Annotated in this window: 18 protein-coding genes; 12 read left to right on the top strand and 6 right to left on the bottom strand. The window is 39.8% G+C overall.

What is annotated here, in order from left to right; translation table 11 throughout:
* The 8 genes from B5X76_RS12565 (at nucleotide 1) to B5X76_RS12530 (ending at nucleotide 9,960) form a co-directional block, all read left to right on the top strand.
* Nucleotides 1–2,751: a contractile injection system tape measure protein gene (locus B5X76_RS12565; protein WP_079643462.1), complete on the top strand. Its 2,751-nt coding sequence runs from the start codon at nucleotides 1–3 to the stop codon at nucleotides 2,749–2,751.
* A gap of 12 nt (nucleotides 2,752–2,763) precedes the next feature.
* Entirely contained in the window at nucleotides 2,764–3,192 is a 429-nt protein-coding gene (locus B5X76_RS12560; protein ID WP_079643461.1) for a hypothetical protein, read from the top strand.
* A gap of 174 nt (nucleotides 3,193–3,366) precedes the next feature.
* The gene (locus B5X76_RS12555; protein ID WP_079643460.1) at nucleotides 3,367–4,668 is read left to right on the top strand and encodes an ATP-binding protein; all 1,302 of its coding nucleotides are present in this window, start codon (nucleotides 3,367–3,369) and stop codon (nucleotides 4,666–4,668) included.
* Nucleotides 4,669–4,670: 2 nt separating this feature from the next.
* Nucleotides 4,671–5,942, top strand: a complete 1,272-nt coding sequence (locus tag B5X76_RS12550) for a hypothetical protein (RefSeq protein WP_079643459.1) — start codon at nucleotides 4,671–4,673, stop codon at nucleotides 5,940–5,942.
* Between the two features lie 95 nt (nucleotides 5,943–6,037).
* Nucleotides 6,038–7,342, top strand: a complete 1,305-nt coding sequence (locus tag B5X76_RS12545; RefSeq protein WP_079643458.1) for an eCIS core domain-containing protein — start codon at nucleotides 6,038–6,040, stop codon at nucleotides 7,340–7,342.
* Between the two features lie 82 nt (nucleotides 7,343–7,424).
* Entirely contained in the window at nucleotides 7,425–8,606 is a 1,182-nt protein-coding gene (locus tag B5X76_RS12540; RefSeq protein ID WP_176141058.1) for an N-acetylmuramoyl-L-alanine amidase, read from the top strand.
* A 219-nt stretch (nucleotides 8,607–8,825) separates the two neighbouring features.
* On the top strand, nucleotides 8,826–9,566 hold the full coding sequence (locus B5X76_RS12535; RefSeq protein WP_079643568.1) for a dienelactone hydrolase family protein: 741 nt from the start codon (nucleotides 8,826–8,828) through the stop codon (nucleotides 9,564–9,566).
* Nucleotides 9,567–9,570: 4 nt separating this feature from the next.
* Complete coding sequence (locus B5X76_RS12530; protein WP_079643456.1) at nucleotides 9,571–9,960, top strand: acyl-CoA thioesterase; 390 nt, start codon at nucleotides 9,571–9,573, stop codon at nucleotides 9,958–9,960.
* Nucleotides 9,961–10,033: 73 nt separating this feature from the next.
* Here B5X76_RS12530 and B5X76_RS12525 read toward each other — a convergent pair whose 3' ends face one another.
* The 5 genes from B5X76_RS12525 to B5X76_RS12500 form a co-directional block, all read right to left on the bottom strand.
* A complete protein-coding gene (locus tag B5X76_RS12525; protein WP_217699655.1) occupies nucleotides 10,034–10,432 on the bottom strand; it encodes a RidA family protein in 399 nt (132 codons plus the stop codon).
* A gap of 96 nt (nucleotides 10,433–10,528) precedes the next feature.
* Nucleotides 10,529–11,323, bottom strand: coding sequence for a helix-turn-helix transcriptional regulator (locus B5X76_RS12520; protein WP_079643454.1), 795 nt, complete (start codon nucleotides 11,321–11,323; stop codon nucleotides 10,529–10,531).
* A 362-nt stretch (nucleotides 11,324–11,685) separates the two neighbouring features.
* The gene (locus B5X76_RS12515) at nucleotides 11,686–12,258 is read right to left on the bottom strand and encodes a toxin-antitoxin system YwqK family antitoxin (RefSeq protein ID WP_176141057.1); all 573 of its coding nucleotides are present in this window, start codon (nucleotides 12,256–12,258) and stop codon (nucleotides 11,686–11,688) included.
* A 431-nt stretch (nucleotides 12,259–12,689) separates the two neighbouring features.
* The gene (locus B5X76_RS12510; RefSeq protein ID WP_079643452.1) at nucleotides 12,690–13,136 is read right to left on the bottom strand and encodes a VOC family protein; all 447 of its coding nucleotides are present in this window, start codon (nucleotides 13,134–13,136) and stop codon (nucleotides 12,690–12,692) included.
* A 400-nt stretch (nucleotides 13,137–13,536) separates the two neighbouring features.
* Nucleotides 13,537–13,923, bottom strand: a complete 387-nt coding sequence (locus B5X76_RS12500; RefSeq protein ID WP_079643451.1) for a carboxylesterase family protein — start codon at nucleotides 13,921–13,923, stop codon at nucleotides 13,537–13,539.
* A 319-nt stretch (nucleotides 13,924–14,242) separates the two neighbouring features.
* On the opposite strand from B5X76_RS12500, the gene B5X76_RS12495 reads away from it, so the two are divergent.
* Entirely contained in the window at nucleotides 14,243–14,836 is a 594-nt protein-coding gene (locus B5X76_RS12495) for a hypothetical protein (RefSeq protein ID WP_079643450.1), read from the top strand.
* Nucleotides 14,837–15,074: 238 nt separating this feature from the next.
* On the opposite strand, the gene B5X76_RS12490 is transcribed toward B5X76_RS12495, so the two are convergent.
* Nucleotides 15,075–15,656 (bottom strand): RNA polymerase sigma factor, encoded by a 582-nt coding sequence (locus B5X76_RS12490; protein WP_079643449.1) that lies wholly within the window; start codon nucleotides 15,654–15,656, stop codon nucleotides 15,075–15,077.
* Between the two features lie 141 nt (nucleotides 15,657–15,797).
* Here B5X76_RS12490 and B5X76_RS12485 point away from each other — a divergent pair, with 141 nt between their 5' ends.
* The 3 genes from B5X76_RS12485 to B5X76_RS12475 all read left to right on the top strand — a co-directional run bounded on the left by B5X76_RS12485 (nucleotide 15,798) and on the right by B5X76_RS12475 (nucleotide 21,673).
* Nucleotides 15,798–16,817, top strand: coding sequence for a FecR family protein (locus tag B5X76_RS12485; RefSeq protein ID WP_079643448.1), 1,020 nt, complete (start codon nucleotides 15,798–15,800; stop codon nucleotides 16,815–16,817).
* 168 nt (nucleotides 16,818–16,985) lie between these two features.
* Nucleotides 16,986–20,240: a SusC/RagA family TonB-linked outer membrane protein gene (locus B5X76_RS12480; protein WP_245801034.1), complete on the top strand. Its 3,255-nt coding sequence runs from the start codon at nucleotides 16,986–16,988 to the stop codon at nucleotides 20,238–20,240.
* Between the two features lie 11 nt (nucleotides 20,241–20,251).
* Nucleotides 20,252–21,673: a RagB/SusD family nutrient uptake outer membrane protein gene (locus B5X76_RS12475; RefSeq protein WP_079643446.1), complete on the top strand. Its 1,422-nt coding sequence runs from the start codon at nucleotides 20,252–20,254 to the stop codon at nucleotides 21,671–21,673.
* Nucleotides 21,674–21,675 lie beyond the last annotated feature (2 nt).

The following is a 21,675-nucleotide window of genomic DNA, read 5'->3' as shown; positions in this document are numbered from 1 at the left end:
GTGAACCAGGTTGATAAAATAACATTAAATTTCACTGGAAAAGACGAGTCGTTTTTCCTGGATTTGCATGCTGATTTTAATACAGCTTGGTCAGACCTATTAGAACGCGTGACCGATCGCGTATTATTAGAGTGGAGCAATCCAAATTTGCATTTAGAAATTGATAAGCTGACATTAGATTTACCGCCAATTGCAGCTAATAACTTCAAAAAAGAATTCCTTGTGCAATACGAGACCATACTTGAACGAGAACTGATAAAGGTTATTAAAAAATACCAAGGAGAGGAAGCCCCTACAAAATCAAGACGCGATCGAACCGAGTTGTTATTCCATTATTTATTACACGGGCATCTACTTTGGAGACCGGGCGATAGTTCGTTCAATTTACAGGATTTGTTTTTAGAAATCCTAAAAAATAATAGCGCTGCATTATATAAATTTCTACGTACTCACGGCCATTATACCAGTTTGCAGGAACGGATTATCTATCAATTAGAAGAAAAATCGCTCTATGCAGGAATCAAGTTAATGGCTCCAAATGATAGCCAATTTATTGTTAGCTATGTAAAGACTTTAAAGCAAAAGTATAAGCATTTGAACCAACCACAAATCACTGAAACCAACTATCAGCACGCCGTATGGAAGGTTATTTATGCTTATGTTTTGACCATGCAGACCACTTATTTTAATAAAAAGATGTTTGTCAAACAGACGATCGGACAAATAGGGAATCATTATAATATCAATTATAACCACCTCTTGCGGTTGCTATGGACAGACCAAAAGGAAGATTATATTTCAGGCGAGCTATATCTGATCTTGCAAAATCTCTATCAAGAAGAGAAGCGAGGTATCATTAAAAGCAAAAATTGGCGCCATTGGATTCAATTGATAGCCCAGATCGAAGGCACACTTTTAGACGGATTAAAAAGAGAAAGGAGCACATTGATCCAATTGCTGAAAAGTGACAACTCCGTTTATTTACTACAATTGTTGAATGAGCAGGAGATACTAACCCTAGTAGACTTTGTAATACCTAATGAAGCCCCTTTTATTCGCAGTTATACATCTACCTTAGACCAAAATCAACAAAAGGGCTTATTACAAGGTAAAGCCGGAGGTGAATTCCGTTTATTGAAGTGGCAAATTATATTTCCCATCCTCCTTCAGAATAACGGAGCTAATTTCAATAGAAAGTATTTTGTCGAAAAGGTTATTTTAAAAATTGCTGCCCACTATAATTTACAAGCTATTCAGTTGTTGAATTATTGGAGCATAGGTGATAAGATATTTCAAAAGGACAAAGTGCTTTTGAGTATATGGAAAGAGCTGTTAAACAAATATGACCTATCTCCTCCAAAATCAAAGGAGTTGATTTCACTTCATAAAGATCATATTATTTTAGCCATTCGGCGTCAGGTTGTATTGACTGTAGATCAGATTAACCGACTAAACGAATGGGTAGAATCTTCAACAGCAGGTTTAAAGCTAATCGAAAGACTGGATAGTACAGCGCTTCAGCATTTTATTAAAGTAAACTTTAAAAAAGACGCAGAATGGATTATCTACTGCGCCTCCTATCTAGATCTACTTGAAAATAACAAATCAACAGCCTTTAAATCAGGTGGCAAATTTGCAGCACTCAAGTGGTTTTTCATTGTACAAACATTGCTATCTACCCATCAACAATCATTTAACAAGAAGTATTTTGTAGAGCGGATACTAGCAAAGCTTTCCATCCATTATAACATTAAGAAAGAAGTAATAATTAAGATCTTAACAGATAATATCGACGTTTTAGGATCCCAAGTACCTTATGATTTCTTTAAGATTTTGAATGACCTTCGAAAAAACGCCGCAATTATTAACGAAAGGGGGACGAGCAGTGATCCGAAATTAAAATCAGTTGATGAGTCCGCTGAAATTCTATTCTTAAAACCCATCTTAGACCTTTTGGTCGGTATTTTAGAAGTCTTCAATAAGCAGCCGACTTTAATAATTGATAAGAAACAAACGTTGCTCGTCATAGCACGCTATAGAAGTTCCCATCCAGGCCATTCTCAGTTAGACCTTCTACGCTTTATCCTTTCCTGGCTACTCAGTCAAGTTCCATTACAAAATCAAAAGAGCGAATGTCTACACCGTTTATCGGTTCTATCAGAGCGTAGCCCTTTACTACAAGCGGCCATTCAACAAGAAAAGCTACAGCGTATTACGGAGCAAGACAAAGATAATAATGAAGTAGCCGATGCTGGTATATTTCGAGAGGTTCATAATGCCGGGATCATATTAATAGCGGCATATTTGCCACGGTTATTTTCCATTTTAAAGTACACCGAAAACGGACAGTTTTGCAATGAGGAAAAGCAAATAAGAGCTATTTTTTTGATTCAATATCTCATTTTCGGAAATACCGAATACCCGGAACATGAATTATATTTCAATAAGATTTTAACCGGGGTAAGAATAGATAAAGCGCTTCCCAATTCTTTGGATCTGACCACAGAAGAGATGGAAGTGTCTAATCAAATGTTAGCCTCTATTCTAATGCATTGGCAAAAAGTAAAGACGATAGGAGCACTACGAGAAGGTTTTTTACAGCGAAGAGGTCTACTTTACACAAAAGACCAAGTCTTAGAGCTGATCGTTGATCAAAAGGCTTTCGATATGCTATTAGATTATGTATCTTGGAATTATAAAACCATCAAGTTTCAATGGATGGAAAAAACAATTTTAACCAATTGGAGGTAATAAATTAAACTTATGAAAACAGAAACTCAAACCAGACAAGAGCAAGAAACAGCTCAAAGAAAGTCAAAGAACCAAGGTTCTATAGGTCAAATATTACAAGCTTATAGAAAGACTAATGCTAACAATACGAATACTCCAGTTGTACAGCGAAATCCCAGAGAGCAATTAGGTCAAGACTTATTTCAGAACCTAGGTTCTAGCAATTTTTTAGCCAAGGGTATTTTTAAAGGTATGAACCATATGATGTATAGAAATAATATCCCCATGTCGCCCGAACATGAGCTAGTATTGCGACAAAAATTAATAACGGAGAATGCAGGACTATGGGATACGTTAAAGGCTGAAAATCCTCATGTGCTAGCCAGTCAGGGACATGGTTTATTGTATAATATGGGAAAACAATTTCACACACATGTTGTACATCCTTTCACCAAGCAATAATAGGCCTATGAAATCGATTATTCAAAAAGAACCATTAGAGAATTCTGTGCGCCAACGTACCAGTAATCAAGCACCTTCATCTCGTATTTTATAAAAATATAAAGACAAAGCAATTCTTCTTCTCGATTAGCCACTTTCGAGTAGTTATTACGATTCGACGAAACAAAATAGAGAATGACAAAATTAATACTATCTTATATTTCCCAGCTGCTCCACACCGCATTCTCGCTGTACTTTCAGCACGAAAGCGAATACAGTTCCCTCCGGGATATTCCGTTAGATAGCGATGAACTGTCTAGACTGACTGGAAGAGAGCTTACCTGGGAAGAAACCATCATTTTGCTATTGGCGACTACACCGCATATCCACCCTCAGGCATTAGATTTGTTCTTTATCCAAAACAAAGAGCTAGATCGGCCATATACCGAGTTTGGAGGATGGAAAGGAATATCACACGGTGGTTTTTTGCCTACAGGAGAATCTGCAGCCTTTTTATTGTCTATAGACCATTCAGAAAGTCGCGCCTTAGCGATAAGGCTCTTCAGTAGATCGCATTGGTTTTATACAGAAAATATATTGCGTCTAGAAGGGCAAGGAGCAGGCGAACCATTTTTGAGCGGAAGGCTAACCATTTCAGAAGAATTTTTAGCAAAAGTGCTCGGCAATGAAAGCTATCGACCAGATTACAGCGACGATTTTCCGGCCAAACGAATGCAGACAGAACTAGAATGGGAAGACTTAGTGGTGGCGCATCACCTACGCGAAGATCTAGAGAGCATTTCCCTGTGGCTACAAAATGAAAAAGATATCCGATCCCGGTGGGGATTAAATAAATACATCAAACCTGGCTACCGTTGCTTGTTTTACGGCCCACCGGGTACAGGTAAAACCCTGGCGGCATCCTTGCTCGGCAAGAAGCATGGTATGGATGTATATCGGGTAGACTTGTCTATGATTGTTTCCAAGTATATCGGAGAGACCGAGAAGAACCTAGCCAAGATCTTCGATCGGGCCGAGCATCAGAATTGGATTCTTTTTTTTGACGAAGCCGATGCCTTGTTTGGGCAACGAAGTGAAGGCAATTCATCCAACGATAGACATGCCAACCAAGAGGTAGCCTATCTATTACAGCGTATTGAAGACTTTCCAGGTATGGTGGTCTTAGCGACCAACCTCAAAGACAATATGGATGAAGCTTTTTTTCGAAGATTCCAGTCAGTCCTATATTTTCCAATGCCCGAAAAGCAAGCTCGAAAACAGTTGTGGAAGCAAATGCTGCCTAGTGAGTGGTTAAGATCTGATGAACAAGAAATACTCGCTTTCGCCGCCGAAGCAGAATTATCAGGCGGTAGCATGATAAATGTAGTGCAACGTTGCGCTTTGATGCTCTACACATTAGAAACACCACTACTTACCAAAGACCTATTTCAGATAGCAATGGATAAAGAACTCGAAAAAGAAGGTACAATTAGATAAATATGCGATTCCAAATACTACTTATTAGCCTACTGGTATTCTTTAGCAATACAGCACCTGTATCAGCTCAGGACTATGAATGTCCAAATTGTATAACCGAAAGCGATTTTGATAGATTAAAATTTATAGTATTTCATGATAGTATTGTCGTACGGGATACCATCCGGGACACCGTATTTGTAGGTTCTTCTTCCATCCAAGAGCTGAGCAAGAATCTGAATCTATCTTATACCGATTTTGTCGAAAATTTTCTTGACTACGTCAGGGCACAAAAAGCCATCGATGGCCGAGATAAGAAGTATGACGAGTTTATGAAAGATTATGTTGCCAAGATCTACAATGAAATATATCGTGGACAGTATATCTATCAGACGTATTGGATCGATAAAAACAGTGATAATATCTTGAAAAAAAGAGAAAAACATCCTCAATTAGCGCTATTGCCCGATGCTGCTATTTTAGAGTTTGTTTTTGTGCAGCATGGTGCTGACCATACACAAAACTTCCTTAACACGAAAAATGAACAGATTAGATTGATAGAAGCTATTTTTAAAGATATAAGAGCCCTTCCAAACAAAGAGAACAAAGAGATCGCTATCAATTTTTATCTTCCAGACTTTGATTTCGAGAACAAAAGATCATTATTTCAATTTGTCAAATCAGTCTCTCTCGCTATAGATAGTATAAAAGTACAAGAGATCAGAGACATAAAGCTGTATTTCTCCTTCAATACGCATAAAGTCGAAGATTATACCACTTACATTGTCGGTCTATATGAAATGATCGATGGCGTGTATTCTGTTCAATTAGGTACCGGCGTCCGCGAATACGTAAAGCCTGTGGATCTATCTTCTTTTTATAAGATTCGCAATCAGTTTTTATTTGCTCGATTTGAAATCGCCGATTTTCCGGAAATAAAAGAAAATGATATCAGCTATTCAACGATATACAAATTGGTCAGTACCGATTATCCCGAACTTTGGGAAGAGTATTTTTTTGCAATACTGGGAATAATTTTTCTATTGCTTGTTTTTGCATTATGTTATATACTTGTACCCCGGTTTTCCGATTACATCAATCAAAACTACCTGTATGCGTTAGCAGTGAGTATCATTATGGGCGCAGAGCTTATTATTATGTTTATTTATATGGTGGAGGAGATGGGATCTAAGACCAAGATAATTACATTGAAGGACATTATATTGTTTCAATTACTTTTAGTTTTTGCCCTACCACTTGTCATCCGCGTTTTTAAAAGAAAAGATATTCCGTAGAGATATTATTGGGTATCTCTGATTTTAAGTTGCAATTTCATATATTAGTATATAGAAATAGGAGTGATACTTATCCCATTGTTTAACACTATCTCATGAAAACATTTGTTGAAAAGCCTAAAAACACAATTTCAGAAACAGGTCATGTCGTAGAACGAAACAAAAATGCCCGTCACGATTTTGTAGACCAACGGGACGAAGCTCGGGCCATCGGCGCCATACAGCGGATCGCAGACGAAAGTCCACGTACAGAAGAGTTTGCAGGACAAAAGCAGATGGTTCAGCAATCGAATAATACAGGGTTGCCAGACAAGCTTAAAAGTGGTATTGAAAGCCTATCGGGCTATGCCATGGATGACATAAAGGTGCATTATAACTCAGCAAAGCCCGCGCAGTTGCAGGCACATGCCTACGCCCAAGGAACGGATATCCATATCGCGCCCGGACAGGAGCAATACCTGCCGCATGAAGCTTGGCACGTGGTACAGCAGAAGCAGGGGAGAGTGAGGGCGACCATGCAGCTGAAGGGTAATGTCCAGATCAATGACGATGCCGGTTTGGAAAGTGAGGCGGATATTATGGGCATGAAGGCATTAGGTTGGGGACGAGTTCCGGTTGAGGGACATAACTTGATCGCCCAATCGGTGACAGGGCAAGAAAAGCCTGTTCAACGGGCTGGAGTAAAATCTGAACTAGATGAAGCGAATTCCAAATTTGAAGACTTCAAAGAGAATACCGAAGTCATTAGCGAATTGAGGGAAGACTATTCGGTGGGTTTGTACAATGCTTATAAACCTTCACAGGATGACCAACAACATTACTTAGATAAGGCCAATCGGAATAAAGCGAATGGATATGTTAAGGAAAGTCTGGCGAGGAAGAAAGCGCTGCGACTCAACCATTGGACAGACACAGCTATCGTTTCGGCCGAACGCATCTATTTGGAATTGGAGGCGGCCATGAATCAGGCTGAGGAAGATGGATTGGGCTATGAATCAATTACTATGGGTATGGACACGGACATCGAACCCGATGTTTACTTGGACAAACATACTGCACTGGAAGTAAAACACGTTGATTCCGCTAGTGTAGGGGCTGTGGATGAGCATATTAGAAAAGGAAGCAGTCAGTTGAAAAAAAGGACTAACAACACGGTTGAAAATACAATAATAAACAAATGGGTTTTGCATGTGAAAATTAATAATCCTGAAAACCCCTGGCCCTATACTCCCGTTAAATTGGATAAGCTAGTAAAAGGTGGTAAAGTGACATCTGCATTAACAGAACAGACCGCTATAGATCGCATTGCTAAGTACGAAAAGGGATCGACTAGTATACCGTATCAGTATTGCGTCGAAAGCGTGAATCCTAACGTTGGGAGTATTTATGTTTCTGTGTAAATTATTAAATAATAAATACTTATGTTGTTTCTTTGGTTTATAGACCAACGACAAGGAGACGAATCAATTGAATATGAAACCTATGAAGACCTATCTTTTGCCTATTTTTTATGCCGTGTTAATTGCTATTAGTTGTAGTACACAAGTGTATGCTCAAAAAGCTTGGGTCGGAAGAACAACTGGCGATCTGCCCTATATCGAGTATAGCGATGGTATGGTAAGGTTGGGAGCCGATAAAATGACTTTTATAGATACGGGCGTGCGTGTAGTGGTACTCGATTCTATAGAGAATAGATATAAGATCAAGTTGTCAAAAAATTGGATGGCCTATATTCCTAAACGTTTTGTGACCTCTGGTCATCAACTGTCAGACAGCATCAGTTCCACTGATGTCTTGAGTGGCTCTTGGCATTTGTCAGCAAAAGATAACTACGATATATTGACCGTAAGTTTACCAGATCGACTACCGTACCGGAGTTTTCAGCTTGCGGAACCCAATAAGATTATCGTTGATGTATTTGGAGCGACTTCAAATACCACATGGATCACCCAGTTGGGAAAAGCTCGTATCGTAAAAAATGTGTACCGTGAGCAACTGGAGAACGATGTTTACCGTATACATATCGAGCTCGAAGGAAAGCAAAACTGGGGCTATTTCATAGATTACCACAACAAGTCTTTACGCATATCGGTCAAGCATGCTCCAGCGAAAAAAGGGATCAAAAATCTCTTTATAGCCATTGATGCAGGTCATGGTGGCAATTCAAAGGGGGCGGTCAGCCCCAACGGTACAGAAGAGAAGACATATACCCTGAAATTTGCTAAAGAGTTACAAACACGATTACACAAAAAGGGAGTGAAAAATGTCTATTTGACGCGTACCGAAGATATTGACATGGCCACTACAGATCGCGTACTGAAGCTTAAAGCGGTAAAGCCCGATTTGTTAATCAGCCTGCATTTGAATGCCTCATCCAAAACAGACGTAAAGGGAGTAAGCACCTACTACCATCACAACGGCAGTAGGGAGGTTTCAAAATATATATTGGATGAAATGCTTGATCTGGGATTGAATGAGTTTGGTTTGATCGGCAATTTCAATTTCTTATTAAACTCGCCTACGGAATACCCCAACAGTTTGGTAGAAATCGCTTTTCTAAGTAATCCCGAGGATGAGCAGAGGATACTAGATGAAAAGTTTCATAAACAAACGGCAGACAAGATTTACAAAGGAATAGTAAGGTGGTTAAAAGAAGTGCAATAATTTCATTTGACTTTCTTTTTAACTCGACTCGATACACCTTTCCATCTTTGGTGGTTGTCGCAAAATTTGCGACAACCACTTTCTCTCTACACTGTGGAGACAATTGAATATTTTGCCATTGTCCTGACATCACGATCAAACAACAAAGCCAAACTGCTGCCGATGATTCAAACAATTATATTATCAAGTTGTTATGTTAGCAAAGAGAAAAAAATAAATATGAAATATCTAGTATTATTACCTCTGTTAGTGGCCGGTATCACTGTGCAGGCACAGATCCTTAAGTCCGTTACCTATAGCGACGGTACGCAACAGCTCCATGGCATGGTCAGTGCTCATGAAGGTAAGAATCTTCCAGGAGTGCTAATTCTACCCGCGTGGAAAGGCATAGATAATGAAGCCAAACAGGCTGCCCAAGATCTTTCAAAAGAAGGATACATCGCTTTTATTGCCGATATCTACGGAGAGGGTAATAATCCTGCGGACAATGCTGCAGCAGGCAAATTAGCCGGGCAGTATAAGAATGATTATAAAGCCTATCAGCACCGTATTCAACTAGCCTTGGATGCATTGATAAAACAAGGAGCAGACCCACTAAAGATTGCAGTAATCGGTTATTGTTTTGGAGGTACTGGCGCACTTGAAGCGGCTAGAGGAGGACTTTCAGTACAAGGTGTAATTAGTATCCATGGCGGGTTAGCCCGTGCAGCAGATCGACCAGTTTCGCCGATTAAAGTTAAAGTCCTGGTCGAGCATCCCGCAGAAGACAAGTCAGTCAGCAAAGCCGACTACGATAATTTTATTGTCGAGATGAATACCGCAAAAGCAGATTGGCAGATAATCACCTATGCCAATTGCGGCCATACCTTTACCAACCCCGAGTCGGCCGATTATAATCCCCTGATGGCCCAAAGAGCTTGGAAACACACACTTCTGTTTTTAGACGAATTATTAAAGTAGCGAAATGCAATATATACATACGATAGAAATTAAAGTAAGTGCCGAACATCTAGATCACAACAATCATGTTAATAATGTACAGTTTGTCAATTGGGTAGAGCAGGCTGCAGCCGAACATTGGGACATCCTAAAAGTTAAAACGCCTTACGAAAACGATTATTGGGTCTTGTACGACCATCATATCCAGTATAAGAAACAGGTATTCTTGGGCGATACAATTATCGTTAAGACCTATCCTGAGGCGCCCGAAGGCGTCAAACAGCCGCGAAAGGTAGAGTTTTATGTCAATGATCAGCTTATGGTAGACTCCCGTACACTATGGGTGCTTTGCGATAGCGAGACCAACAAGGTACGCAGGCTAGGCGCAGATTGGTTAGCGCGTTATGGGTTTTAAGAGCTTAATCATAGAAAGGTCTTCATAATAGGGGAAATCAACCCTCGTTGCAGCCTATTTAGAATTCAATCTATCATTTAGCTGCCCAGATTTCAATTTCTACATGTATTTCTGGTAAGCCCAGTGCGTATACATAAGCTATTGTCATAGACGGATTACCATCAAAAAAGAGCAAATTCCATAAACGATCAAAATAATCCCAATCTATTTCCTTGGTGGCCCATATATTAACTTTAATAACGTCCTTACTATTTAAATTCTGACTAGCCAGAAGAAGTTTGATATTCTCCAAAGTGTTAAACACCTGTTTGTTAAAGTTATCGGGTATTTGACCATTACTATCTGTACCAATCTGCCCCGAAAATGCATAAAGGTTTGCATCTTTTGGGATAAAAGTTACATGCGAATAATTTCCTACAGGAGCAGATACGGTGCTCGGATTTAATCTGTTTACGGCTTTTAAGTTCATCATATTAATCTTTATAAAATATATTCACCAAAAATGAATATATAGTATTTATCAAAATAGGATAAAGCCGACAAATGTAAATTAAATTATCACAGATGATTATTTATTCCATTCCGGGAAATTAGTTAATATTTCCTTGGTACATCGACTATATGATTTAGGGGTAACACCAGTAAAGGAATTAAATTCTCTTATAAAATGTGATTGATCAAAGTAACCACATTTGTGGATGATGGTACTGATTTTATTATAGTTTCCATTGCGCATGGCTGCCAAAGCGGATTGAAAACGAGCTATTCTAGCATACACTTTAGGAGTTAAACCTATGTAGTGATTCATTAGGCGTTCCAGCGATCGTTCTGTAAGGTTTGTGCTATCTTGTACTTCAACAAGCGACTTTCCTTCCCGCAATAAAGAAGCAGCATAACCTGCCTTATCGTTTTGATACTTTATGTTAACTATTCTATAGCGAATAAAATTTGAAATAATGCCTATTTTCTCCCCCAGGGTATCAGCCTTAAGTAATTGATCAAGTATCGATTCAGGGAAAATATCCTCGAGAGGAATATTTTGATCACTTATTTCATGAGCATCAATATGAAACAAAGATTTCAGTGCATAAGGTTCTAGATATACCCCAATTGTTCTGAAATTGCCTTGTACTTTAATTTCTGTATGTTTTTTGAATTGTCCGTAGATATATAAATCTGGCATAACTCGACCATTTTTTTCAAAAAAACGATTCCCATTATCTTGAAATATCAATGCGGGAATTCCATCCGGGATAATTTTGAAATTCTTAGTCAGATTACCTCCAGATAAATCCTCCAACACCCAAAAATACTTCACATAAGTAGCAAGGGCAGGATCTGGAGCAAATTCTTGATAATACATATTTGGATGCTTATTATATCAAAATTAAGTTTTTTTCTCAAAATAGGGATACTACTAGCTTTTATAGCTATCCAAACCAATGAGAATGTAGCTGTCAATAAATGTTCACCTTGATCCGTACAGTATATAGAGGTAGACTATCGGTATCAAGATTCAAAGCGTTAATCTTCGCCTCTATAGACTAAGCCTCATTTGTGCAATATATTTTTCTCCCGTTAGATTTCTGCTTCGAGTTCTTCCTCTGAGGGGCGAGCTACAAATGCAAAGCTTTATGCAATAAAATTAATTATTATTTGTGGATACAACTTTATGTGAATCCTTCCCTGATGTATGAATCTTAGGAGTATCACTTCCGTTCTTCGTCAATATTTTTCAATTTTTGTTAGGTTGCCTTGTTCATCGTATCTTTTCCATTCACCAATTCTATTGTAATCTTCGAAGTTTCCTTCCTCCCGTAATTTTCCATTTTCGTAATAGTATTTGGCCGGACCACTGAGCTCTCCGTTTTCATAGTTTCCTATTGATACTATTTGTCCATTTCTGTACTCTTTGTATTCGCCATTTATTAGGCCTTCTTTGTAAATTAGAATCTCTTTCAATTGTCCATCCTCGTAGTATGTTTTCCATTCCCCTTCTTCAAAGTCGTCTTTATTTGTCCCAATTCTCTTTAATTTTCCGTTCTCATAATATTCTTCATCCACACCTTCAAATTTTCCATTTTTAAAATAATGTCTTTTCCCAAGATTGCCATTTTCATAAAACTTTTCCCATTTTCCTACAGGTTCTCCGTTTTCATCGAATTGTCCGACTTGTTGTATTTTCCCATTATCATAAAAAACTTTATGTTCTTTTGTATTTGAAATATTTGGTGAGTTACTTTTATCTTTTTTATCCTGCCCATTACTAGGAGTTAAAAAAGATAAAATTGTTAGCATTAATAACAGTTTTTTCATTTGATTTTCTTTCGTTTCAATTTGTGCACGATGTTGGATTAGCATATAGCACAACGTTTTGCGGCTTTGCGATGGCGGGCAAAACGGAACCCAACCTTTCAACTAAAGTACAAATTTAAACTGAAGCGCAAAACGTAAATTGAAGACTTTTCGCCCGCTATTGCTATCAGCCAAACTCTCACCGAAGGTCGACCCTTGTTTGTACCGTGCTCTATAATTCCAATCGATTAGTGTCATTTTCCACACCCTGTATGGAAGATATCACAATCGGGATAATTTAGGTCGTACTTGTCTTTTAATCTTTCCGAAGAAGCCCCGATATCAAAACAATCGCGTATGTGTGTCCAGCGGTTTGTAACTTGCCCATTAGCTACCATCGAGCGCATTGTGCGAAAAAAAGGAATCACTCTCAATTACTTCGCATTCATCCAATCCTGATAAGACACAACACCCAATTCTGGTTTTGCGTCACCCTCAAGCAGGGAAATGAATTCAAGATTGTTTCCGTCCGGATCTTTGAAATAAATTGCTAAAGCGGGCATCCATGCAAAAACCATTGGATCACTCGTGCCATTTTTCAAGAAATTGTAAGGTTCCAGTTGGTTTTGATTCAGAAAGTTGACAGCATCGTTTAGGATAAATTCCTTTGTACTGCTAAATGCAAAATGGCGCGGATCAATTTCTTCATCTGTCTGCCAAAGGCCCAACATATAGTTTTTGTTTTCACCAATCCAAAGAAAGATAATAGGACGGGTTTCGTCACGATGTGCAAATTTTAAACCTAAAATTTCAGTGTAGAATTTTAATGATTTTTCTAAATCTCGTACTTGTATATGTGTTTCGTAAATTCCCGTTATCATCGCTTTTTCTTTTTAAATTCAAAGCAAATTTAAGCGCAATTATCGGCTTTTCGATTCTAAATTTATTTCTTATTCATCATCAGTCCTTCTAAACTAACAAATTGATCTCTGTTAGTTATCTATCAGAATGATGACGGCAGTACCCGTATCGAAACCCGTTTGGAGAATGAGATCGTCTGGTTGACGTTGGAACAAATGAGTGAGCTGTTCCAAAAATCTAAGTCCACAATCAATGAACATGTACTCAATATTTTCAAAGAGAGGGAACTGGTTGAGGATGAGGTTTGGTAGAAAAATCGGAATTCCCGATTTTTCTACCAAACCTACAAATTACTACAACCTCGATGTCATAATCTCCGTAGGTTACCAACTGTCGCAAATTTTGCGACAGTTGAACCACCTATCGGGACTTCTGTTGTTTCAGCAGCCACTGATAGATCTCAGGATTAGTTTCATAGAGGTATTGTATTCCATGACCTTCATCTTTGAGTCGATTAAATATAATATTTCCCCTGCATCTCTTTAGTGCCTTAGCTATTCTTTCCGTTTCCTGTATGGATATATCTTTATCAGCAGTTCCATGATATGTCAGGATCGGAATATCTTTGAGTACGCAGATTCGAGAAGTATCACTGTCATTTACCCCACCACATAATGGTACGATAGCAGCAATCTTTTCAGGATGATCCAATGCGGCAATATACGTTCCGTAGCCCCCCATACTTATCCCTGTCACATATACACGGTTTTTATCCACACGGTAGTTTGAGACTGCTTCATTGTAGATCGGATCAAACCAATTTTCTGTAGACCAGTATTTGCCATCTGGGCATTGAGGAGCGACCTAGCTTATTTAATTTAAAGCTCGGGGAATTTGAGGGAGGTTTTAAAAGGTGAGACGGAATTGTACCTACGCTATCTTCAGAAAATGAAAAAATAGAAGGGAGAGTTTAAAAATGAGGGTGCAAAAATAGCCAAAAACAGGGATTTAAGAGACGGATATAAGTTGCGAATTTTGTATTTAAGATCGTTTGATTCAAGATTAAAAACGAATAAAACTATAAACAAATACAATTTATAAGCAAATGAATTTATCTCATTTAAAAATGGCAACCATATGTGCCACGTTAAGCTTTTCGGTAGGCATGACAACTTTTGTTTCCTGCAATCAACCCAAGGCATCAGCCAGCGATGAAAAAACAAATACCAATACATCAAATACAGAAAGCCCAGTTGCCGATTCGTTGAAAGTCGAAAATCTGGCAATAGACCTCAAGAAATTAAAACCTTTAGACGCAACTGAATTTAAAGCCAAGTTCAGTAAAACGTTCCATGGTTTTCAACTTACCGATATACAGGCTTACGAGGATAACGAAAAAGGTTCATCGGCTTATGCAATGTATGAAAACGGTGAAAACCACATTTATCTTTCGATAGCTGATGGAGCAGGCGCAGGCGCAGAAAAAGTGAGAGAAAATATGATAAGCTATCTGGAAATAAAGAAAGATGTACAGCCAGGCGATAAAACTACCATTGTAGAATACAAAGGCTGGCAGTCATTTTTTGATGAGAGTATGTTTGAAAGTGATAAGATGACTGCTATTCATTATTTGGAAGGCAATAGGTATAATGTTGTAGCTCAGGGAACCGGTGTTACATTGGCTGAAATGAAAAGCTTTTTGGATAAATTAAACTTATAAACGCTGAGATCTCGATTTTGTGCTGTTGTCTATTATCCATAAATCGGTTTTACCGACAATATGGATTTAGATGGCAACACTGTAATCTTTCCTTAAAACAGAGAGTCCGCGAGGGAAGTGTTAGCTGAAGGCTGTTAGCGAATATTTCCAATGCTTCCCTATCTTCAGTAGATGCCTGATACAAAGCTACTATAGACATCCATTTAGATTCTTTGGATCCACAGTTCGAAGAATCAATTCAGAAACTATGAAAATTACTAATTAGCTTTCGGATAGATTTTATCGCAGCACTGATCTGATTTTTTACCGTATGGCGTGAGATATGCAATTCGTCAGCTATCTCGTTATAGTTATAGCCTTCATCGCGCATCATATAGATTACTTTGCGTTGTGGCGGAAGATCATTAATAGCCTTCTGGAGTTGCTCTTGAAATTCCTTTTGTTCCATAGTCGATTCCTGTTCGACCACTATATGCTGCATTGATTTCCAAATAGCCTCTTTTAACCTATTATCAGATGAGATTTTTCGAAGGTGGTCCATCACCTTGTTACGTGTGAGGATAAATAAAAAAGACTCAAGAGACTTTAATTCATGAAGTTTAGCGCGTATTTCCCATAATTTCATGAACACATCATGAACAATATCACGAGCGATATCCTTGTCTTTAGTTAAGTTGTGGGCGAGTTTAAAGAGAGGCTTCTCATAACTAATAAAAATATCGTTGAACAAAAGACGTAAGGCTTCCTCCTCAGATTTCGAGAACCGCTCATCTTCATCAGAATAGGTTATTTTCCTTAAAGGGATATTGTCATTCTTCATGTTTATCGGAAAGTACAATATAAATATACGAATAATCCCTTACTATCACGTTTTAATCAAGCACCCTACGAAATATTAAAAAAATCTTTGCAACCAATAGGACATAGAGCCTGCTGTTACGTCTTTAGTATAGATAGCATAATGAAAGAACGTATAACCTATTTACTAAGACAATATTTTTACAATAGATCGAACCGTTTGGAGTTGGATGAATTGTTTGCAATGATTCGGTCTGCAAAGTACGATGAAGAGCTGGCTCTTTTAATAAAAGAGCTGTACGAAGAACTTAAGCGGCAAGACCCATCCTTGACCTACGTCGATGACGATGGCAGGCTGTTGGATTTTAAAGACAATCAAGACAACCAAAGTCACTCCTCGATAGGAGAGAAGGAAAGAAAAGACAAGAACAATTACAAAATATATATAGGTGTAGCGATCTCTGCGGCGATGTTGATCGTAGGTTTTTTCTACGGACAGCAGTGGCAGACGAATAAGGCGGATCAGCAAGTCCAAGTTATCAATAGTATAGTACAGGACGATGATAAAATAGTCGTACTGGATGATGGCACCAAGGTATGGTTAAATTCCTCTTCAACACTGGAGTATCCAAAAGCGTTCAAAAAAGGAGAGCCCCGAGAAGTTACCTTGATTGGAGAAGCTTATTTTGAAGTCGAGCATGCCGAAGATTGGCCTTTTATTGTCCATACAGGCGATGTAAGTACCAAAGTGTTGGGAACCAAGTTTAATGTTAAGGCATATTCAGACATGAAAGACGTATTGGTCACCGTTAAGAGTGGCAAAGTTATGGTAAGCAAAGAAAATACGATCTTGGCGACCCTCGTCAAAAATCAGGAATTAAGGGTACCGTTGATGCCAGTATCGGTCTCGGCGGCCGCCATAGAGAAAGAACTTAAAAGCAAAGTTGCCGGTAGCTGGACAGCAGGTTACCTCGAATACGAAGACGAATCCATTTCTTCGATCATTGCCGATTTGGAGCGTTATTATAAGATCTCTATTGATCTGCTCCATCCATCGCTAGGAGATAAGGTTATTACCCTATCCGTAGCCAAGGACAGTGATCCCCATTATGTACTAGAAATCTTGACAACATTAACAGATAGCAAATTCAAAAAAGAAGGAAATAACTACTTGATTTTTTAACCTAAATAAAGAGAAATAGCTTATGATATAGAAAGATACGAAAAAAGAATAAAGCCATCTCGGCTGGTCCCCGAGATGACTTAAGGATTCAATAAACTGATTACATTATACTAAATCAATATCAAAATTATGCATTTAATCCGAAACAAGTGCACTAAGAGCTTATTTATGAAAATATCCTCGTTAGCAATATTATTGACATGGTTTGCGACAGTTGTAGCAGCCAGTTCAACGGCCCAAAATCTGGCCCGAATAAAAGCATCGTTACCAACAGGTACAGTCGTCCTGAAGGACGCCTTGAAGCAATTGGAAAAACAGACAAATATCCGCTTCACCTATGTAAGCAGCGATGTCGATAAGTATAAACAGAGCCATGTAGCTTCCATTAGTGATAATGTAGCCATGCTACTAGACGATCTGTTAAAAAATACCGATCTAATTTATCAGCAAGTTGGCAAAACAGTCGTAATCAAGCGGCAGAGTATCAGCGTAGGCAACGACATAGATACCGATCGCAATTCGTTGGCAGCAAAGCAACAACGACAAGGCCGTATTCTCAATGAATCTGGTATACCATTGCCAGGTGTCACCGTTCGAATCAAAGGCACTAATAGAGTTACATCGACAGATCAGAATGGCAATTTTAAAATCAAAGAAGAGGGAAATGTCACGTTAATCATTTCATCCGTAGGTTACAAAACTCAAGAGTTGTCGTATGCCACGGGCATGCAGGACATTGTGCTTGCCTCCGATTTTGGAAGTTTAGATGCCGTGACCGTCATAGCCTATGGTACTACCAGCAAGAGGGTTAGTACCGGGTCTACGGCCAGCATTACGAGCGAAGAACTGTCCCGTGCTCCGGTCAACAATGTTATGGAAGCTTTACAAGGGCGCGTAGCAGGACTCGATATCAGCAGCAGCAATGGGCTGCCAGGAGCAGCAATAAATGTACGTCTGCGTGGTATCAACTCCATTGCTGCCAATAGTTCACCACTGTACATCGTCGATGGAGTGCCTTTCTTTTCCGAATCTCTCAACATGTTTACAGGAGACAATGGTACACAAAGTCCTATTGCGGGTATCAATCCGAGCGATATCGATCGGATTGATGTGCTAAAGGATGCCGATGCAACTGCAATTTACGGTTCACGTGGAGCCAATGGTGTCATCTTAATTACTACGAAGAAAGGGAAATCCGGCAGTACCCGTGTCAATTTCAATGCCTACACCGGAGGAGGAAAAGTCACTAATATGGTCGATATGTTGAATACAAGCGAGTACCTAAAACTTCGTAGAGAAGCATATCAAAACTCAGGCGTCACTCCAGATCCTGACGTGCCCGATCTCTTCGAATGGGACCAAAACTTAGATCAGAGCTGGCAGAAGAAAATGATGGGTGGTACAGGCAAGGTTACAGAAGCCAACATGTCCATAGGTGGCGGTTCAGAAACCACCAATTTCTTGCTTACAGGTACCTTACGCAATGAGAGCACCGTTCAGCCAGGTGACAACGGTTATAAAAAAGGCGCCGGTATGTTGAGCATTAACCATACCTCTCCCAATGGTAAGTTCTCTATCGCCGCTACTGCCAACTATGCCGGAGACTTTAACAATGCAATGGCAACAGACATCAGTCAGTTTTACGATTTGCCACCCAATATGCCGATTTATAATGAAGATGGAACGTTATATTGGTATGGAAATCTGCAAAATCCCTATGCACTTTTAAGACGTAAACAAGAAACACGTAATAAGACCCTTTTGACAAGCGGTACCTTGCGTTATAGTCCTATTCAAAACCTGAATTTATCAGCTACTATCGGGTATAACAATACTACATTAAACCAGTTACGAATGCTTCCATTATCATCCTTCAATCCTACTGCTGGTGCTGTTAGCACCAGTCACTTAGGCAATGGATCGTATTCCTCCTACAGTATAGAGCCGCAGGTCAACTATGCATTAGAGCTAGGGACAGGCAGGTTGGATCTATTAGCAGGGTTGACCTATCAAGAAGGGATCAACGATGGAAACTATTTTGTTGGCGAAGACTTTACTTTGGAGAGCCAACTTAACAATATTGATGCCGCTGTCTCCGTACGATCCAATGGTATGCGCTACAGCAAATACCGTTATCAGGCAGGATTTGCACGAGCTACCTATAACATCGAGAATAAATATATTGTCAACGGTACCTTTAGACGGGACGGTTCCTCGCGCTTTGGTCCTGATCGTCGCGTAGGCAACTTCGGTTCAGTAGGTGCAGCATGGGTCTTTTCCGAAGAAGGCTTCGTAAGCGACAATACTTCATTCTTAAGCTTTGGTAAGTTGCGTGGTAGTTATGGGGTTACAGGTAATGACCAGATTGGTGATTACGGCTACATGGATACCTGGAGCTTCAATAGTTACCCCTACGATGGCGTGGCAGGATTATACCCTACCCGAGTAGCCAATCCTCTTTACAGTTGGGAGACGACTCGCAAACTGGAGTTCGGCTTAGAGACAGGCTTTTGGGACAATAGATTAACGTTAAATGTAAACCGCTATTACAATAAAACAGACAATCAGCTCATCACTAAAAAATTGTCACCACAGACAGGTTTTGAAGGATTTACAGCCAATCTTCCAGGCATTGTACAGAATAGAGGGTGGGAGTTTGAAGTCAGTTCCACCAATTTTAAGAACAGCAATTTCGAATGGAATACATCTGCCAACTTAACAATTTCAACTAGCAAGTTGATTGATTACCCAGGCTTAGAATCGTTCCCTGAGTACGAACGAGAGTTATATGCGGTGGGATACTCCATGGGGAGCGTATATGGCTACAAATTTACTGGAGTAGACCCACAGACTGGTATTGCCCAATTTGAAGACCTTAGCGGAGACGGCGAACTATCCGATGGCCTAGATGATAAATACGTAATGGGTACACGGTTACCTAAGTTTTTCGGAGGTCTTAATAATAGCTTTACCTATAAAAATTTCAACCTGAGTTTCTTATTGCAATTTGTAAAACAGGAAGGAGAGCTCTTGAACTTTGGATACATGGCACCCGGAGCACTAGGTATCATGACCAATTTTGATACCTCCGTACTTGACCGTTGGACACAAGCAGGGCAGGTGACAAATATCCCGAGATCAGCATCCACATCTGCAGACGAGGCCTACAGCACTTACAATACCTATTACCGTCATTCAGACGCACAATGGGGAGATGCGTCCTACATTCGTTTGAAAAACCTTATGGTAAGTTATGATTTTACCTCGCTACTACCAGCTATTAAGTCACAACGCATTATGCTTTATGGGCAGGGGCAAAATCTATTAACATTTACCAAATACGATGGATTTGATCCCGAGACACAAGGTCGATTAATGCCACCGATGAAACAGTACACAATAGGTATCCGATTTACATATTAAAGAGAATAGTTATGAGATTTTTAAAATATATAGCGATAGTAGGATTAAGTTTAGGGCTCCATTCATGCGAAAGTTACCTAGACGTAGGGGTGCCCAAAGACGAGGTAGCAGCAGGTTTAGCGTTTTCAGACGACAAAGCAGCGACAGCATCTGTCACTGGCGTATATTCCCGAATGAATCAACTGAACTACCAGTTTGCCAATGTCCTATCCATGGTACTTCCAGCCATGGAGGCCGATGAGTTTGCTTATGCCGCTCAATCTGCAGCCTACGACGAGTTTAAAACCAATGCGGTACTTCCTTCCAACCAGTTTTTGGCTACACTATGGACACAGCCCTATAAATACATCGCACAAGCCAATATGTGTATCGAAGGGTTGGAAAAGGCAACATCATTATCTCCCGAGGTAAAAAGCCAGTTGATTGGCGAAGCCAAGTTTTTACGCGCATTCTGTTATTTCTACCTGGTCAATAATTTTGGCGGAGTACCATTAGTCTTGAATTCTAATGTAGATGAAAACAATTTCAAAAACCGTTCACCCGAGGCAGAGGTGTACACCTCGATTATTGAAGACCTAAAAGATGCAAAGAGCAAGCTTCTGGATGGTTATCCAAATGGTGTTGCGGTAAATGCAAACGGGCAGCGCGTCCGTCCCAATAAAGGTGCGGCAACGGCGCTTCTGGCTCGTGCTTACCTGTATACCAAAAAATGGGATTTGGCCGAGATGGAAGCTAGCGAAGTCATCAACAATCCATTGTACAAGCTCATGCCAACTGCCGATATGAACAAAGTATTTTTGAAAAACAGTGATGAAGCCATCTGGCAGATACAAGCCGTCAATGTTTCCGGCGGGCGCAATACCTGGGAAGGATTTTTGATCATTCCAGCAAATATAGTTACGGGTACACCATTGTTTCGCCTTATTCCCAATCACCTATACAATGCATTTGAGGTAGGCGATCAGCGCCACGAAAAATGGGTAGGCAAGATTACCACTACAGCAGGTGTGACACACAAGTATCCTTACAAATACAAGGCACGTTTCGGCATCACACCTACCGCCGAGTATACGATGGTATTACGTCTAGGCGAGCAGTATTTGATACGTGCCGAGGCACGTTACAACCAAAAGAAATACAATCTAGCCCAGGATGATATCAATGATATACGCGAGCGTTCAGGACTGACAGCACTTTCCCTTGGCAATGCCGATGCTGCCGTTCGCGAAGCTATAGAGCAAGAGCGGCGTGTAGAGCTATTTGCCGAATGGGGCCACCGCTGGTACGATTTGCGCCGCTGGCCAAGCGTAAGCGGAGGGGCAGACAAGACTAGGGCAGACGATATCCTTCCTGCACTCAAACCAACCTGGAGATCCAGCGCCATCTATTTACCGATACCATCAGATGCAGCAGCATTCAACCCCAATCTATAGAA

It is taken from the genome of Sphingobacterium nematocida (genome assembly GCF_900168125.1).
Classification (GTDB): domain Bacteria; phylum Bacteroidota; class Bacteroidia; order Sphingobacteriales; family Sphingobacteriaceae; genus Sphingobacterium; species Sphingobacterium nematocida.
The sequence above is the reverse complement of the archived record's forward strand: the minus strand, read 5'-3'. Positions and strand labels throughout refer to the sequence as shown.